This is a genomic window from Phycisphaerales bacterium, assembly GCA_016699835.1.
In the GTDB taxonomy this organism is placed as follows: Bacteria; Planctomycetota; Phycisphaerae; order Phycisphaerales; family UBA1924.
This window is the reverse complement of sequence record CP064987.1, coordinates 210875-227207: the sequence shown is the minus strand read 5'-3', so window position 1 is coordinate 227207 and position 16333 is coordinate 210875. Positions and strand designations below refer to the sequence as shown.

Here is a 16333-nt window from a genome sequence, read left to right as displayed (position 1 = left end):
GCGTGAGAAAGAGTCTCAGCCGGTGAGGCGCGGACGCTTTACGATCCCCTCGTGAGCGATGGGCCGCCTTCAACTCCGCCGACGCGTCCGAACCCGGACGGGACGTCGCATGGGCCTGGCGATGCGCCGAAAGGCGAACACAGTGGTAGACAGAGGCGGGACAGAGGACGCGGAGGGGGGAACGGGAGCGGGGGAGGTGGTGGGGGTGGGGATGTCGCGCGGCTGCTTGGCCTGGTGGATGAGGCGATGCTCGTTGATCAGCGGCGGCTTCGGTCGCGGTTGAGAGACCTTCGAGAGGGGCGAGGTCGCGCGGGCGATGGGTCGCGTCTCGAGGAGCATCTCAAGGGCAGCATTGCACGGCGGGCGGCGCGGCGGGCTTCGAGGCCACGCATCGAGTATCCGCATGAACTCCCTATTAGCCAGGCGCGGGGGGAGATCGCCGAGGCGATCCGCAAGCACCAGGTCGTCGTGGTTTGCGGCGAGACGGGGTCGGGGAAGACGACGCAGTTGCCCAAGATCTGTCTCGAACTCGGCGGCGGGATCGCGGGGACGATCGGGCACACGCAGCCGCGACGGATTGCCGCAAGGGCGGTGGCGGGGCGCATCGCCGAGGAACTCGGGACGCCGCTGGGCAAGTTGGTTGGGTACAAGGTGAGGTTCGGCGACAAGACCAGCCCCGAGAACCTCATCAAGGTGATGACCGACGGTGTGCTTCTCGCGGAGACGCAATCGGATCGGCTGCTCGAGCAGTATGACACGATCATCGTCGACGAGGCGCACGAGCGGTCGCTGAATATTGACTTTCTGCTGGGGTATCTGAAACTGATCCTTCCGAAGAGGCGGGACCTGAAGGTCATTGTCACGTCGGCGACGATCGACCCCGAGCGCTTCGTCCGGCACTTCGAGGGGAGCGCGTCGGTCGCCCCGATCATCAGGGTGAGCGGGCGGATGTATCCGGTGGAGGTGCTGTATCGCCCGGCGGTTGGCGACGAGGATGGGGCGGACGGCGAGGGTGGTGACGGCGACGGGTTCGACGCGACGGATCTGCCGTCGAGGGTGTGCCGGGCCGTGGACGAGGCGTCGACGTTTGGGCATGGTGGGGGGGGCGACATGCTGGTGTTCCTGAGCGGCGAGCGGGAGATCAGGGAGTGCGCTGAGGCCTTGCGGAAGCACCATCCGCCGCAGACGCGGATCCTGCCTCTGTACGCGCGATTGAGCGTGGAGGAGCAGAACAAGGTCTTTGAGCCGCACTCGGGTCGGCGGATCGTGCTCTCGACGAACGTGGCGGAAACGTCGCTGACGGTGCCTGGGATTCGCTTTGTGATCGACACGGGTGAGGCGCGGGTGAATCGGTACTCGCCGCGCACGCGGGTGCAGCGACTCGAGGTCGAGGCGATCAGCCGGGCGAGCGCGGACCAGCGGAAGGGACGCTGCGGGCGGCTTGGGCCCGGCGTGTGCGTGCGGTTGTATGCGAGGACCGACTTTGACAGCCGTCCGGAGTTCACCGACCCGGAGATCGTGCGGACGAATCTCGCGAGCGTGATCCTGCAGATGAAGGCGCTGGGTCTGGGGAAGGTCGAGGACTTCCCGTTTGTGGAGCCGCCGGACTCGCGGATGGTGCGCGACGGGTACGAGACGCTGCGTGAACTGGGAGCGGTGACGGACGAGTACGAGATCACGGAGATGGGGCGTCGGCTGGCGCGCCTGCCGATCGATCCGCGCCTGGGACGGATGATCGTCGAGAGCGTGAAGGAGCACTGCCTGAGCGAGGTGCTGGTGATCGCGGCGGCGCTCTCGACGCAGGACCCTCGCGATCGGAGGGGCGATCAGGCGAGCGCCGACCTGGCGCACGCGCGCTTCAAGGACGAGAACTCCGACTTCTGGGCGAGCCTGAACCTGTGGAAGTTCTATCGCGAGCACGAGGAGAGTTTGTCGCGGAGCAAGATGCAGAAACTGTGCAAGCAGAACTGCCTGTCGTGGGTGCGGTTGCGTGAGTGGGGCGAGGTGTGGCGGCAGTTGCACTCGCTGGTGACGGAGATGGGTTTCAAGGAGAATCCCAGGCCCGCGACGCCCGAGGCCGTGCACCGAGCGATTCTGAGCGGGCTGCTCACGAGCGTCGGCCGCAAGGGGGAGCAGGGGGAGTTCAGCGGGACGCACGGGACGAAGTTCCTCATCCACCCGGCGTCGGGCGTCTACAAGAGCAAGCCCAAGTGGGTCGTGGCGGCGGAACTGGTGCGGACGACGAAGTTGTACGCGCGGGGCGTCGCGAGGATCGAGCCGGAGTGGATCGAGCGGCTGGCCGAGAACCTTGTGAAGCGGTCGTATTCCGATCCGTACTGGGACGAGGAAGGCCAGCGGGTGATGGCGCTGGAGACGGTGACGCTCTTCGGGCTGGAGATCGCGTCGGGGCGGCGTGTGCACTATGGGCCTGTCGACCCGGTGAAGAGCCGCGATCTGTTCATCCATGGGGCGCTCGTCGAGGGGACGCTGAACACCGACGCGAAGTTTCTGCGTCAGAACCAGCGATTGCAGGAGGAGGTCGAGGCGCTCGAGGAGAAGAGCCGCAAGCGTGACGTGCTGGTGGACCAGCAGACGCGGTTTGCGTTCTACGACGCTCGGATACCACAGGGCGTGTTCAACCGCGACACGTTCGAGGCGTGGCGGAAGACGGCCGAACGCGACAATGCGCTCGTGCTCATCATGACGCGTGACGACCTGATGTTGCACGACGCGGCGAATGTCAGCCAGGCCTACTACCCCGATCACGTAGAGGTTGCGGGGAGCCGGTTGAACCTGGAGTATGAACTGGCTCCGGGGGAGGCGAGCGACGGCGTCACGATGAATGTGCCGCTGGAGGCGCTCAATCAGGTGGACGTGAAGAAGGCGGAATGGCTGGTGCCGGGGCTTCTGGCGGAAAAGGTCGAGGCGATTCTGCGGGCGATCCCCAAGAGCGCGAGGCGTCACGTCGGGCCACCTGGTGAGGCGTCGCGCGAGATCGCAGGCGTGATTCGCTTCGGCGAGGGCGACCTTCGCGACGCCATCCGCGATCACCTCTTCAAGGCCTCCAACATCGAGATTCCACGCGAGTTCTGGGATCAGGTGGTCGTGCCCGAGCATTTGAGAATGAACTTCCGCGTCGTGGATGAGCGCGGGAAAGTGATCGCGCATGGGCGAGACCTTGACGAGATCAAGCGGAGTCTCGGGCACAAGGTGCAGGCGAGTTTCAGCAAGATCGGCGGCGAGGACTACCACCGCGACGGCGTGACCACGTGGGACTTTGGCGATCTTGCACGCGAGGTCTCGATCCGTCGGAGCGGCATGACCGTTGTTGCGTATCCGGGGCTGGAGGACTTGGGGTCGAGCGTGGGTCTGCGGGTCTTCGAGACGCCGCAGCGAGCGGAGGAGATGACCCGCGCGGGGATGCGGCGGCTCTTTCAACTGCGTGCCGGTCGCGAGATCAAGCACCGGATGTACGCTCGGAGCAGCATCGAGACCCTCGCCACGCAGCATGCGACGCTGGGGCCTGGTGAGCAGTTCAAGAGCGACCTCATGGGTTTGATCACGGAGCGGGCGTTTGGGCTGCCACACGATCTTCCGCGGACGCAGGCGGAGTTCGAGAAGCGCCTTGACAAGGGGTACGACTCGATCGCTCGGGCAATTGACGAGTGCTCGGCCCTCGCGTCGAGCATTCTGACGACGTATCAGGCGGCTCGGTTGCTCATGGAATCACAGACGGCTCCGGCGTTTGCCCGTCACCATGCGGACATTCGTGATCAGATTGCGCATCTGCTCCCGCCGGGGTTTCTGCTCTCGACGCCGGCGGAGTGGACGCCGCACATGCCGCGGTTCTTAGCGGGTATGTGGCATCGCCTGAATCGCATGGGGAGTGGGGCTGGGCTGGATCGCGACGGGAAACTGATGGCGGAGGTTGTGCCGTATTGGAATGCGGCGAAGGCGCGGATGACGCTCCACGAGCGTGCCGGCGTGACTGACGCGAGTCTCGCCCTCTTTCGCTGGATGGTGGAGGAATACCGCGTGTCGCTCTTTGCGCAGGAGCTGAGGACGAGCGTGCCCGTGTCTCCAAAGCGTCTTCAGGAGGTGTGGGACAAGATCGGCAGGCCGTAGTCTGCCCGATGTTTCGGCACGTGATTCACGCTTCCACGCGCTCGGCCTTCTCGATCACGATGGGCTGGATTGGCACGTCGCCCATGCCGGCCTTGCTTCCGGTCTTGACGGTACGGATCTTGTCGATCGTCTCCATCCCATCGACGACCATGCCGAAGACGGCGTAACCGGCCCCGTCCTGGGGCTTGTCGAGGAAGGCGTTGTCGACGACGTTGATGAAGAACTGGTTGGTGGCCGAGTCGGGCTGTCCGCCGAGGCGTGCCATGGCGATGGAGCCACGGATGTTTTTCAGGCCGTTCTTGTACTCATTGGCGATGGGCGCATTGGTTGGCTTGCGGTTCATATCGGGGGTGTAACCGCCGCCCTGGACCATGAAGTTGGAGATGACGCGGTGGAAGATGGTGCCGTCGTATGTTCCGGCGTCTACGTATTCGAGGAAGTTCTTCGTGGAGATCGGCGCCTTGGCCTCGTTCAACTCGAGGACGAACGAGCCGAGGGATGTGGCGAACTTGACACGCATAATGCTGTGTTTCCTGAGGAAAGTGGATGGTCAAGGATCAGATCGCGGCGGCACGAAACGCCGCGAGTTGCGGAGAAGATACTACGCATCTCGCACGAGTGAATCGTGCGGGCGATTGAATTATCCCGTGCACGGGGGAAATCCCATCGGGCTGGGGTATGGAACGAAAGGGTGGGAAAAACCCGATGTGCGAGAGAGTGCGGTTGGTGTGGAAACACTCTATTGAGTTACGGCCATCTCGGGACGGAATCACATCGTGCGCCCATGGGGGGTCAATCTCGCCCCGCGTGTCTGTTTTGTTCGATTGGCCACAATGTGGCGTTCGAGCCGTGTTCAAGAGCCAACATGAATCGGGCTCAAATTGCACATCAAGCGTGCGTGGCGTATGGAAAATCTGGACTCGGGTGGCGTCGATGAGCGTGTTAAGGTTGAGTGTGGAACCACGGTCTAGGTGGTCCTTTGCTGTTCGAGTCGCTCGGCGCAGGTCTGGACGACCTCGTCGACGGTGATGCGGCGCATGATGTCGGCGGCGCGGGCGGCGTCGCGGTGGCGGACGTGTTCGTTGTGCTTGAGTTTGCTGATCGCGTCGTGGGGGCGGCGGTAGGGGCCGCTTCGTTCCGGGCGCGTGGGGCCCATGAGCGCGACCATCGGGCGGTGGAAGGCGGCGGCGACGTGCATGGCGGCGGAGTCGTTGCAGACGACGAGGTCGGCACGCTGAATGACGGCCATCCATTTGAGGATGTCGGTAGCGCCGACGAGGTCGATGACGCGCTTGTCGTGCCTGGCGGCGTGGAGGAGTGGCGCGCAGGCGAGACGCTCGTTGGCGGCGCCGACGAGGACGAGGTGATGAGCGTGCGCGGACAGAAGTCGGCGCGCGAGTTCGGCGTAGCGGTCCATGGGCCAGGCTCGGCCGGCGCCGCGTGTGGTAGGGGCGAGGACGATGAAGCGTTTGGCCTTGAGACGATCGTCGCTGTGCGCGAAATCGCGGGCCTCGTCGCCGGGGTAGAGACGGAGGTCGGGTGAGCGGCCCTGGTCGTCGGATGAGGGTGGGACGTAGATGGCGCGGAGGAGTTCGACGTCGCGGTCGATGTGGGAGAGACCCCTGGCGACGCGGATGCGTTCGTTGTAGAAGAGCCAGCCGCCCTCGCGGGCGTCGGCGAAACCGACCTTGCGCGGGGCGTGGGTCGCGCGGGCCATGAGGCCGCTGCGGAAGAGGCCTTGGAGGTCGATGGCGAGGTCGTACGGGTGGCCATCGTCGCTCGCCATGAGCGTGGCGAGCCATTCGCGGATGGGCTTGAGTTGGAGGCGGCGGAGGTGGTTGCCGATGGCGGCGCGAGGGAAGGGGATGATGCGGTTGATCGCGGGGTGGTGTTTGACGGCGGGGATGAAGGGTTCGGCGACGACCCAGTCAATGGTGGCATCGGGGAAGGCGTGGCGGAGGCTGGCGGCTGCGGGGGCTGTGCGGACGACATCGCCCAGGCTGCTGGGGCGGATGAGGAGGATGCGCCGCGGCGGATCGCGGCGTGCGGGAAGTGGAGAAGAGTCGGACATCGTGGAGTGGAGTCGCGGACGAGGCGTCGGCGCGAGCGATCAGGCGGGGTAGACGGCGCTGGTGCGGTCGGTCTCCCAGACCTCGACGGATCTGAGGATGGGCGCGGCGTTGTGAGGGGTCGTGGTGGCGGCACGCTCGATGGCGGGTTTGAGGCGCTCGAAGAAGACGCGGGCGATGTTCTCGACGGAGGGGACGACGCCGCCTTTCTGGGCGTTGAACTCGGTGGTGTCCTCGTTGAGGTGCTTGTGGTCGAAGGGGGTCAGGATGGTCTCATCGACGATTCGCTCGAGGGTGGCGAGGGAGAGGGCGAGCGTGCCATCGCGATGGACGGAGACCTCGACGCTGGGGCGGAGGCGGTAGTTGTGCCCGTGCCCGCGCGGGTTGTTGCACTTGCCGAAGAGTCGGCGGTTCTCGTCGTCACTGAGTTCAGGAACGTGGAGGCGATGGGAGGCGGCGAAGTCGAAGGTCTGGCGCATGACCGCGCGTGTGGGGGTGTTTGAGTCAGTGGAAGGAGACATCGTGAGGGAATAGTACGGCGTGATGAACCATTCGATGGAGAAGAGGCGTGCGCCGGCGTCGTCGCGGAGAGCGGCGATGGCGCTCGCGATGCGGGGCATGATGGAGAAGAGCAACGCGGCGGGTTGGATAGCGTGGTCGCCGGAGGCGTGGCGGCTGGCGATCTCACGGATGGCGAGGTCGCGGACGACGCGGTCGATGTCCTTGATATCGATGAGGTATTTGGTGCGCGGACCGACCTCGCCCTCGACCTTGACGAGGAACTCGCCGAAGGAGCCGGGCGAATCCGCGATTGGGGAGGCGGCGAAGGAGTTCTTGCCCCGGGGCAGGTCGCCTGTGCCGTCCCAGGATGCGGTGCCGAAGCGGACAATACGATGGAGTCGTACCACACAGGAGGGTACGCGTGTTCGTTGATTTCAAGCGACACGATCGGTGGGAGGTCGTCATCAGAGTTTTTGAGATGGCAGTCGAGGGGCAGATTGGTTGTTGATGGGTGGGTTGAAGAACGAGGCACTGGCGGGACGCCTGTGCCACGAGGGTGAATGGGCCTGGAAGATCCGAGAGATCCTGTTGCCTGGGAGTCAAACGATGAACACGACAAAGACGGTGCTGGCGGTGTGTGCTATGGCGGGTGCGGTGCTCGGCACGGGGGCGATTGCGTCGCGTATGGACGATGGCGCGAAGCCTGCGGGGGAGAAGGCGCCGGCGACACCCCCGGCGACTCCGGAGACGAGGCCTGATGTGAAGCCCGATGAGAAACCGGTCAGCCCGTACGTGCTGGATCACAAGGCGAAGTCGATCGATGGCAAGGAGGTCGATCTCGAGACGTATAAAGGGAAGGTGGTCCTGATCGTGAACGTGGCGAGCAAGTGCGGGTTCACGCCGCAGTACAAGGGGCTCGAGGCGTTGTACGAGTCGAAGAAGGATGCGGGATTGGTGATCCTGGGTTTTCCGAGCAACGACTTCAAGCAGCAGGAGCCTGGGAGCGAGGCGGACATCAAGAAGTTCTGCACAGAGAACTATGGCGTGACATTCCCGATGTTCTCGAAGATCGTCGTGAAGGGGGAGAAGGCGGACGCGCTGTACAAGGATCTGGCGTCGCAGCCGTCGTCGGTGGGGGGCGAGCCTGGGTGGAACTTCACGAAGTATCTCGTGGATCGGAACGGGAACGCGGTGGCGAAGTTCGACAGCCGCATCAAGCCGGATGACTCGACGCTGGTGAAGCGGATCGAGGAGTTGCTGTCCGAGAAGGCGAAGTAGGAGGGCGAACGCAGAGGACGTGGAGGAGGAACAGAGGAATACAAAGGGGAAGAGTGTGAAAAAAGCAGTGGAATGAGGACTTGCGGCGATGGCGGCTGTTCATCTCCACAAACTCTGGAGCCATCTCGCAATCTCACACACTCCTTCCCTCTGTCTTCCTCTGTTCCTCCTCCGCGTCCTCTGTGTTCTGTCTTGATCCCAATGGCCCCGCTCGGATTCGAACCGAGGACCAAGCGATTATGAGTCGCCTGCTCTAACCGCTGAGCTACAGGGCCGATCGGTGTTCCCTTGGGGGATCACCGGCCGGTCACGATAGCCCGGGTAGGTCGACGCTTCGCGCTCCGGCGACGCTACTTGACGAGGAGCATCTCGTGGTAGGTCGGGAGGGGCCAGAGACCCTTGGGGGTGCGGGCCTCGAGTTCGTCGCAGGTCTCTCGGACGTCGGCCATGGCCTTCTTGACTTTGTCGCGGACGTGGCGCGCGTGCTTGAGGGGGTCCTCGTCGTGCGTGCGGGCCTTGTCCTCGAGAGTCTCGATGGCGTCGGCGAGTTTGGCGACGAGTTCGGCGTGCTCCTCGAGCATGGCGCGGATCGATGTGGCGTCCACATCGACGGCCTCGGTGGCGGCGACGGCCTCGGCGAGGGACTGCTGGTGCTGGATGGCGGCGGGGAGGATCAGCGTCTGGGCCATGAGGAGCATGGTCTCGGCCTCGATGGTGATCTGCTTGGTGTACTTCTCGAGGAAGATGTGCATCCGCGACTCGAGTTCGACCTTGCTGAGGACGCCGCTCGTTTCGAAGAGATCGATGTTCTTCCTGGAGGCGATCGTTTCGAGGGCGGCGACGGACTCCTTGAAGTTGGGGAGGCCACGCTTAGCGGCCTCGGCGTGCCACTTCTCGGTGTAGCCGTCGCCATCGAAGAGGACGCGCTTGTGCTGCTTGACGACCTTCTGGAGGACGACGCGGACGGCGGCGTCGAGGCGCTCGCTGGGCTTGGCCTTCTTGTTGGCCTTCATCGCCTTCTCGATCTCGGCGACGATGAAGTTCATGCTCTCGGCGACGATGGTGTTGAGGACGGTGGAGGGCCAGGCGGCGACCTGTGAGGAGCCGACGGCGCGGAACTCGAACTTGTTGCCGGTGAAGGCGAAGGGGCTGGTGCGGTTGCGATCGCCGGAGTGGCGGGGGATCTGGGGGAGGGTGCGGGCGCCCAGGTCCATGAGGCTCTCTCGTTTGGTGGAACGGGGCTTGCCCTCTTCGATCTGGCGGATGATGTCGGTGAGCATGTCGCCCAAGTAGATGGACATGATCGCGGGCGGGGCCTCGTTGGCGCCCAGGCGGTGGTCGTTGGAGGCGGACGCGACCGAGGCGCGGAGGATGTCGGCATGGCGATCGACGGCCCGGATGACCGAGCAAAGGACGACGAGGAACTGGAGATTGGAGTGGGTCTGGTCGCGTGGGTCGAGGAGGTTGACGCCGGTGTTGGTGGAGAGGGCCCAGTTGACGTGCTTGCCCGAGCCGTTGACGCCGGCGAAGGGTTTTTCGTGGAGGATGCACTGCAGGCCGTGGCGTGGGGCGACGCGCTTGAGAGTCTCCATGACGACCATCTGGTGGTCGCAGGCGACGTTGGCGGTCTCGTAGAGGGGCGCGATCTCGAACTGCCCCGGGGCGACCTCGTTGTGGCGGGTCTTGATGGGGACGCCGAGGGTGTACAACTCGCGTTCGGCCTCGGCCATGCAGGCGAGGACGCGCGTGGGGATGGAGCCGAAGTAATGGTCCTCGAGTTGCTGGCCCTTGGGCGGGCGGGCGCCGACGAGGGTGCGGTCGCAGGCGATGAGGTCGGGGCGACGGAGGTAGAAGTCGCGATCGATGAGGAAGTATTCCTGCTCGCAGCCGAGGGTCGCAGTGACCTGGGTGACGCCGGAGTCGGCGTTGAAGAGTTTCAGGACGCGCATCGCGGCGGCGGAGATCGCGTCCATGGAGCGGAGGAGGGGCGTCTTCTTGTCGAGGGCCTCGCCGGTCCAGGAGACGAAGGCGGTGGGGATGCAGAGGGTGGCGGTGCCGGCGTTTCGCGCGACGAAGACGGGGCTGGTGGAATCCCACGCGGTGTAGCCGCGGGCCTCGAAGGTAGCGCGGATGCCGCCGGAGGGGAAACTGGAGGCGTCTGGCTCGCCGCGGACGAGGGCGGAGCCGGTGAAGAGATTGATCGCGCCGCCCTGGCCATCGGGCTCGAGGAAGGCGTCGTGCTTCTCGGCGGTGGAGCCAGTGAGGGGCTGGAACCAGTGGGTGTAGTGGGTGGCACCCTTCTCGACGGCCCAGTCCTTCATCGCTGAAGCGACGGCGTCGGCGACCTCGAGTTCGAGTTTGGCGCCGTGGCCGATCGTCGCGACGAGGCGCTTGTAGACGTCCTTGGGGAGGCGCTGCTGCATGACGCGGAGGGTGAAGACGTCCTCCGCGAAGATCTGGTCGGTGGGGGCCTGGGCGTGGGCCTTGTCCCTGCTGTTGTGCATCATCGCGACCCCGTTGTGACCATTCGAACCGCCGCGCGACCACCCGCTCATGGGAGACTCCTCGTGATGGCGATCGATCAGAGCGTGGCGTGGGCGATCCATCGCCCGGAATGAATGTCGTCTTGGTGCACCGCTCGCTCACGAACCGACGCCATGGACCTGTACAAGATAGGCGTTGGACGTGTTCGGGATCGGCGTTTTGCGTGTTTCGGGCGAGTTTCGCGGGCGGAGTCGGACTGGAAAACGTTTCACGGCATGGTTCTGCGACGTGGATCGGGTCGCAGGGCGGTGAAACCTGCGCCGAGACAGGCCGCGGCGAGGATCAACCACTCGCCGTGCACGCCCATGGAAAGTGACGTTGCCCACGCGACGAGGCGTCCGGAAACCATGCTCGCGGCGATCGGAGCGAGGCCCAGCAGGGCGACGCACGCGAGGGCGATGGCGGCATGACCGGCGTCGGCGGGGGCGGCCTCGTGGACGGTTGTGAGTGCGGCGCGTAGGGCGAACATGGCGCCGGTGGTGATCAAAGCGAGGGCGCCGGCCTGGACGCCCCAGTTGGCGGCGGTGCCGATCGACCACCAGAGGAGGACGAAGCCGAGGGTGAGCAAGCCGGCCGCGATGAGGGTGGTGTGGCGGAGCGTTCGCGTGGCGATGAGTGCGACGCACGCGGCGAGGGTGGCGATCAGGGTGAGCAGGCCGACGCGATCCGCGGAGAGTCCTGCGGCGGCGCTGGCGGTGCTCCAGTGGATCCATGTGGCCCATGCCGCGGCGAGGGTGATGGTGCTGGAGAAGAGCGTGCGAACGACGCTGGGTCGAAGGAGCGCGCCGATGGCGACGATGAAGGAGAGCGGGTGGTCGAAGTCACGCTTCGGACGTGGCGTTCTCACGAGGGCGAGCGTGAGGACGCCTGCGATGAGCGCGAGGATGCCGGAGACGGTTGAGACTTCGTGACAGAGTGCGGGGGCGGTGGGGATTCGGTCGCCTGCGTAGAAGGGGAAGGCCGCGTGCCAGCCTCCGGGTGTGCGTAGATGGATGACATCGAACGCCCAGACGCCGAGCCACCATGAGGCGCAGCACACGGCGAGGATGATGCTGAAGGATTTGGGCGAGAGCATGTCGAGCGTGATAGAGAACAGGAGCGAGGCGCCCGACATGAGGAAGATGGAGGAGAGGATGGTGAGAACGAGGATCGTTTCGTGCGTGGGGGCGTGGGCCGTGGCGACGCGGAGGACGCCGGCGATCAGGAGCACGACGCCCAGCACGATGCCGGGTTTGAGGAGTCGGTCGGGGAGTTGGCCCGCGAGGAGGGGCGCGGCGGCGACGCCGATGAAGGCGCCGAGGCCGGTGGTCCATGCGGCGTGAGTGGGCGGGATGCCGAGGCCACCGATGAGCGGGTCGCTCGTGAGGTAGAGGGCGATGTGGTGGAGCCACATGCCGAGGGCGGCGGAGAGAAACGCGGCGACGAGGGTGAGCGCGGTTGCGGCTCTCGTGGAGCACGTCGGGGCGTTGTTCGAGGTTTCGTTGGTGGTCTGTGGGGGCATGGCTTGTGGTGCGTTGTGCAAGTGTGCGTGGAACTCGATGGGTTAGATCGGTCGGCGCGTAGCGAGGGGTTCAATGGGAGTATGCCCCCACTAGAATCCTGCTTCACCTGTTGGAGGTCGGCATGAAGCGTGCGATCCTGTTTGTTCTTGCGGTGGCGTGTGTGTTCAGTGGGCGAGGCGCGATCGCGGGGTTGGATCCGGAGGGGAATCCCGAGGCAAAGTCGATCGTGTCGCCGGGGGTGCCCGGCTCGCTGGTGGTGTTCGGGCCCGGGGAAGTAATTTGGGCGGCCCGGGACGGGAGTGCGCTTGTCGCGGTTGCGGCGAAGTCGAGCGTGGGTATGGGGTCGCTCGTGGTCTTTTCCCACGGCGGGTATCTGTCAGCGGAGTCGTGGAATGACGCCGGGACGTGGGCGTTGATCGAGTCGGTGCTGCCGCGGCATCGACGTGACGGGGGTGAGGGCGCGGTGCGGGTGCTCGTTCCCGATGGGCGGATGCGTGAGGCCGTGGGTGCGAAGGGTTGTGAGGGGACGGTTTCGCCGAAAGGTGAATTCGTCGCCGCATTGACGAATGTCGACGTGCTGGTCCTGCGTGAGGCGAACCCGAGCGGAGCAGAGTGCGCCGCGATGGAGCGGTTTCTGAACGAGGGCGGCACGTTGCTGGCGGGGCAGACGGCGTGGGGATGGTTGCAGATCCACTCGGGCAAGGAACTGGGCGACAACGCGCTGCATCGATTCACGAGCGGTCATGGGATCTCGTTCACGACGGAGACCATCGACGTGCCGAAGTCGAAGCGGCTCGATCGGGCGGAGACGTTGCGTCTGATCGATGTCGAGGAGGCCTTGCGTGCGTTGGAAGGAGCCGAGCCAAAGTCGGCGTTCTCGAAGGACGACTCGAGGCAGATCCAGGCGACGCTGACGCTCGCGGCACGATCGATCCCTCGGGAAGACACGCTGGTGATGCCACGCCTCAGGGCGCTGCGGGAGCGGGCTGGGGGCGTGATGGTCTCCAAGAAAACGCCCGTGCGCGAGAGTGACGTGCTCCAGCGGGTGGCGCTCGTGGTGGACGAAGCGATGCGCATTGGTGTGGCGTCGGAGGAGATCAAGGCCGATCCGTCGGCGGGAGAGTTCCCCGGCGCGGTGGCGGTCGAGGCGGAGCGGGTGACGCGCGAGGTGGAGATTGATGCACGCGTGCCGGGGTGGCACTCGACGGGTTTGTATGCCCCAGCGGGCGAGGTGATTCGGATAGGGGTTCCTCAGGATGCCCCGGCGATGAGCGTGCAGATTGGTTGCCACACCGATTCGATCGCGAAGAAGGACCGCTGGGACCGCGTGCCGAGGATCACGACGAGAATGAAGTTGTTGCCTGGCGAGAATCGTGTGGCGAGCGCGTTCGGGGGGTTGGTGTACCTGATCCCGAATCGAGATTCGCGTGGGGCCGATTCTGCGGCGGAGCATGTACGCGTGTCGGTGTCGGGCGCGGTCGAGGCGCCGCGGTTTGTGCTTGGGGAGACCGACGTCGACGCGTGGCGATCGACGATACGAAAGGCGCCGGGGCCTTGGGCGGAGTTGGAGACGGGCACGGTGATCGTGAGCGTGCCCTCGTCGCACATTCGGGATCTCGAGGATCCGCGAGGCGTGCTGGAGGTGTGGAACAAGGTGCTCGATGCCGCGGCGGATCTGGCGACGATTCCACGGGAGCGAGACCGCCCTCAGCGGTATGTCGCCGATGTGCAGATCAGCGCCGGGTACATGCACTCGGGGTATCCGATCATGACGCATCTGGATGCGGCCGACGAGATGGTGGAGGAGGCGAAACTTCGTGCGGGGTCGTGGGGGCTTTTCCACGAACTGGGGCACAACCATCAGCAGGGGACGTGGACGTTTCATGGAACGGGCGAGGTGACGTGCAATCTCTTCTCGCTGTACATCATGGAGACGGTGTGCGGCAAGAACGAGGGCACGGGGCACGAGGCCCTTGCGAAGCGCCTGGCGCGGCGCGCACGGTATCTGGCGGAGGGAGCCTCGTTCGAGAAGTGGTGCTCGGATCCGTTCCTCGCGCTCACGATGTATATCGAGTTGCGCGAGGCGTTCGGGTGGGAGGCGTACAAGGCAGTATTCGCGGAGTATCGTGATCTCCCCAAGGGTGAACGCCCGACGACGGAGCAGGAGAAGCGTGACCAATGGATGGTGCGGTTCTCTCGGAAGGTGGGGCGGAATCTCGGGCCGTTCTTCAGTGCTTGGGGCGTGCCTGTGAGCGACGAGGCCGTGGCGTCTGTGGCGTCACTTCCGGAGTGGATGCCTGCGGACTGGCCGGACGTGAGCGAGACCTCGAAGTGAGAATGCGGACATCATGAGCAATCACAATCAGAAGCCGTTTGATCCGACGCACCCTGACCCGGGCGCGTCGAAGCACTTGCTCGACCACACGCTTGGCGAGGTGTGGGGGAAGGCGACTCGAACGCTGGAAGATCGGCGGTTCCTGGAAGGCCCGCGCACGAGGACGGATGAGTTTCTTCGCGCGTGCCGGATCTTCGCGGAGTTCATCCGAGGCTTCCGGAAGTTGCACTTTGTGGGGCCTTGCGTGACGGTTTTCGGCTCGGCTCGGTTTGACGAATCGACGTGGGCGTATGCGACGGCGCGCGAGGTGAGCCGGCAACTCGCGGACGTCGGGTTCACGATCATGACGGGAGGGGGCCCTGGGATCATGGAGGCCGCCAACCGCGGGGCACGCGACGCGAAGGGGCGGAGCGTGGGGTGCAACATCCAACTCCCGCACGAGCAGCACCCGAATCCGTATCTCGATCGGTTCGTGGAGTTCCGCTACTTCTTCGTGCGGAAAGTCATGCTCGTGAAGTACTCGTACGCGTTCGTGGTGATGCCCGGCGGCTTCGGGACGATGGACGAGGTCTTCGAGTGCATCACGCTGATCCAGACGGGGAAGATCTCGAACTTCCCGATCGTGATGATGGGTCAGGAGTATTGGAAGCCTCTGCGGGAGTTCATGACGGAGCGGCTGGTCGAGCGCGGCGCGATCAGTCCGTCGGATCTGGATCTGTTCACGTTCACGGACTCGCCGGAGGAGGCGGTTGACGTCATTCGCAAGGCGGCGGGTGACAACGCGGAACTGCTCAGGAGCCTCGGGCCAACGCGGTCACGCCTGCTGCTGGAGCCGCGTTTGCCGGAGCCGGAGAAGACGAGTCCAACGCCCGCCTGAGTTCGGCGAGGAGTCGTTCGATGTCGGCGGGCTCGTGCATGGCGTTGACGACGACGCGGAAGTAGCGGGGGGCGGGGCCGCCGGGGTAGTCGATGACGGGGGCGAGGACGCCGCGCTCGCGCATCGAGTCGCTGATGCGGTCCATCTTCGCGCGGGGCTCCATGACGAAGGTGAAGATGGGGACGTGGGCGCCCGCGCCCTCTCCGGCGGCGGCGTCGGGGACACGAAGGCCAAGTTCGAGAAGCCCGCGGCGGATTCTCGCGACGTTCTCGCGGAGTCTGTCCACACGCCACGGCTCAGTTGTCAAGACGCGCACCGCGGCGCGACAGCCTTCGGCAATGGCGGGGGGGACGGGCGTGGAGCCGCGATAGACGCCCGCGTGCTCGCGGACGGTGCGGATGAATGTGGATCGTCCCATGACCGCGCCGCCGTAGCAGCCGAGGCCTTTGGCGAGCGTGGTCGTGATGACGATGCGCGGGTCGTTCAGGTCGAAGTGATCGACGGCCCCGCGGCCGGCGCGGCCGAGCACGCAGAAGCCATGACAATCGTCGACGAGCAAGGCCGCGCGGTCGCGCGGGAGGGCGGCGAGAAGATCACGCAGCGGGGCGACGGCCCCATCGGCGGCGAAGACCGAGTCGGTGAGGATCGCGACGCCCGCATCGGCGTACTTCTCGATGACCCACGCCGCGCTCGTCGCGTCGAGGTGCTCGTATTCGAAGACCTGCATCCCCGCGGCGGTGGCGGCGTTGCGGAGGCTGCGGTGGGACTTGGAGTCGAGGAGCGCCACGCCGCAGGTTCGTGCGAGCGCCTGGCAGGCGGCGAAGTTGGCGGTGTATCCCTCGGCGGTGAGGATGGCGGCCTCCTGCCCGACGAAGGCGGCGAGTTCGGTTTCGAGGGCCTCGTGGGTCAGGGTGTTGCCGGTGGTCTCTCGTGAGGCAGTGGTGCTGAGGCCAAAGCGCGTCAGTCCGTCGCGCACGGCGCGCTGCACGTCTGGGTGGAAGGAGAGGCCGAGGTAGTTGCACCCGGCGAAGGCGAGCACGTCGCGCCCATCCAGGCGCACGTGTCGCGCGTCGCATGATTCCACTGGGATCCGTCCCATGGG

The 16333-nt window shown here is 65.4% G+C and carries 10 protein-coding genes and 1 tRNA gene; 4 read left to right on the top strand and 7 right to left on the bottom strand.

The annotated features are described in order from the left end of the window. Positions 1-246 precede the first annotated feature (246 nt). Positions 247-4125, top strand: coding sequence for an ATP-dependent RNA helicase HrpA (gene hrpA / locus IPK69_00980; GenBank protein ID QQS09235.1), 3879 nt, complete (start codon positions 247-249; stop codon positions 4123-4125). Between the two features lie 25 nt (positions 4126-4150). Here hrpA and IPK69_00975 read toward each other — a convergent pair whose 3' ends face one another. From IPK69_00975 to IPK69_00965, 3 genes are all read right to left on the bottom strand, one after another. Continuing rightward, on the bottom strand, positions 4151-4645 hold the full coding sequence (locus IPK69_00975; protein ID QQS09234.1) for a peptidyl-prolyl cis-trans isomerase: 495 nt from the start codon (positions 4643-4645) through the stop codon (positions 4151-4153). 447 nt (positions 4646-5092) lie between these two features. Then, positions 5093-6196 (bottom strand): glycosyltransferase family 9 protein, encoded by a 1104-nt coding sequence (locus IPK69_00970; protein QQS09233.1) that lies wholly within the window; start codon positions 6194-6196, stop codon positions 5093-5095. Between the two features lie 39 nt (positions 6197-6235). Further along, entirely contained in the window at positions 6236-7102 is an 867-nt protein-coding gene (locus IPK69_00965; GenBank protein QQS09232.1) for a 6-carboxytetrahydropterin synthase, read from the bottom strand. 277 nt (positions 7103-7379) lie between these two features. Between IPK69_00965 and IPK69_00960 the strand changes: the two genes are divergently transcribed. Next, complete coding sequence (locus tag IPK69_00960) at positions 7380-7973, top strand: glutathione peroxidase (GenBank protein QQS10380.1); 594 nt, start codon at positions 7380-7382, stop codon at positions 7971-7973. A gap of 202 nt (positions 7974-8175) precedes the next feature. Here IPK69_00960 and IPK69_00955 read toward each other — a convergent pair. The 3 genes from IPK69_00955 to IPK69_00945 form a co-directional block, all read right to left on the bottom strand. Then, a tRNA-Ile gene (locus tag IPK69_00955) sits at positions 8176-8248 on the bottom strand. 75 nt (positions 8249-8323) lie between these two features. Further along, complete coding sequence (locus IPK69_00950) at positions 8324-10528, bottom strand: glutamine synthetase III (protein ID QQS09231.1); 2205 nt, start codon at positions 10526-10528, stop codon at positions 8324-8326. A 197-nt stretch (positions 10529-10725) separates the two neighbouring features. After that, on the bottom strand, positions 10726-12018 hold the full coding sequence (locus IPK69_00945) for a hypothetical protein (protein QQS09230.1): 1293 nt from the start codon (positions 12016-12018) through the stop codon (positions 10726-10728). A 122-nt stretch (positions 12019-12140) separates the two neighbouring features. Between IPK69_00945 and IPK69_00940 the strand changes: the two genes are divergently transcribed. Both IPK69_00940 and IPK69_00935 read left to right on the top strand, forming a co-directional pair. Continuing rightward, positions 12141-14354 (top strand): hypothetical protein, encoded by a 2214-nt coding sequence (locus IPK69_00940; GenBank protein ID QQS09229.1) that lies wholly within the window; start codon positions 12141-12143, stop codon positions 14352-14354. 13 nt (positions 14355-14367) lie between these two features. Beyond that, positions 14368-15231: a TIGR00730 family Rossman fold protein gene (locus IPK69_00935; protein QQS09228.1), complete on the top strand. Its 864-nt coding sequence runs from the start codon at positions 14368-14370 to the stop codon at positions 15229-15231. Here the strand turns inward: IPK69_00935 and IPK69_00930 are convergent. Continuing rightward, complete coding sequence (locus IPK69_00930) at positions 15146-16330, bottom strand: aminotransferase class I/II-fold pyridoxal phosphate-dependent enzyme (GenBank protein QQS09227.1); 1185 nt, start codon at positions 16328-16330, stop codon at positions 15146-15148. The genes IPK69_00935 and IPK69_00930 overlap by 86 nt on opposite strands. Positions 16331-16333 lie beyond the last annotated feature (3 nt).

Excerpts from the sequence above, each read along its gene's own strand:
- IPK69_00945 (QQS09230.1), bottom strand. The coding sequence starts at position 12,018 with ATGCCCCCACAGACCACCAACGAAACCTCGAACAACGCCCCGACGTGC.
- IPK69_00960 (QQS10380.1), top strand. The coding sequence starts at position 7,380 with ATGGACGATGGCGCGAAGCCTGCGGGGGAGAAGGCGCCGGCGACACCC.
- IPK69_00940 (QQS09229.1), top strand. The coding sequence starts at position 12,141 with ATGAAGCGTGCGATCCTGTTTGTTCTTGCGGTGGCGTGTGTGTTCAGT.
- IPK69_00975 (QQS09234.1), bottom strand. The coding sequence starts at position 4,645 with ATGCGTGTCAAGTTCGCCACATCCCTCGGCTCGTTCGTCCTCGAGTTG.
- IPK69_00950 (QQS09231.1), bottom strand. The coding sequence starts at position 10,528 with ATGAGCGGGTGGTCGCGCGGCGGTTCGAATGGTCACAACGGGGTCGCG.
- hrpA (QQS09235.1), top strand. The coding sequence starts at position 247 with ATGCTCGTTGATCAGCGGCGGCTTCGGTCGCGGTTGAGAGACCTTCGA.
- IPK69_00930 (QQS09227.1), bottom strand. The coding sequence starts at position 16,330 with ATGGGACGGATCCCAGTGGAATCATGCGACGCGCGACACGTGCGCCTG.
- IPK69_00935 (QQS09228.1), top strand. The coding sequence starts at position 14,368 with ATGAGCAATCACAATCAGAAGCCGTTTGATCCGACGCACCCTGACCCG.
- IPK69_00970 (QQS09233.1), bottom strand. The coding sequence starts at position 6,196 with ATGTCCGACTCTTCTCCACTTCCCGCACGCCGCGATCCGCCGCGGCGC.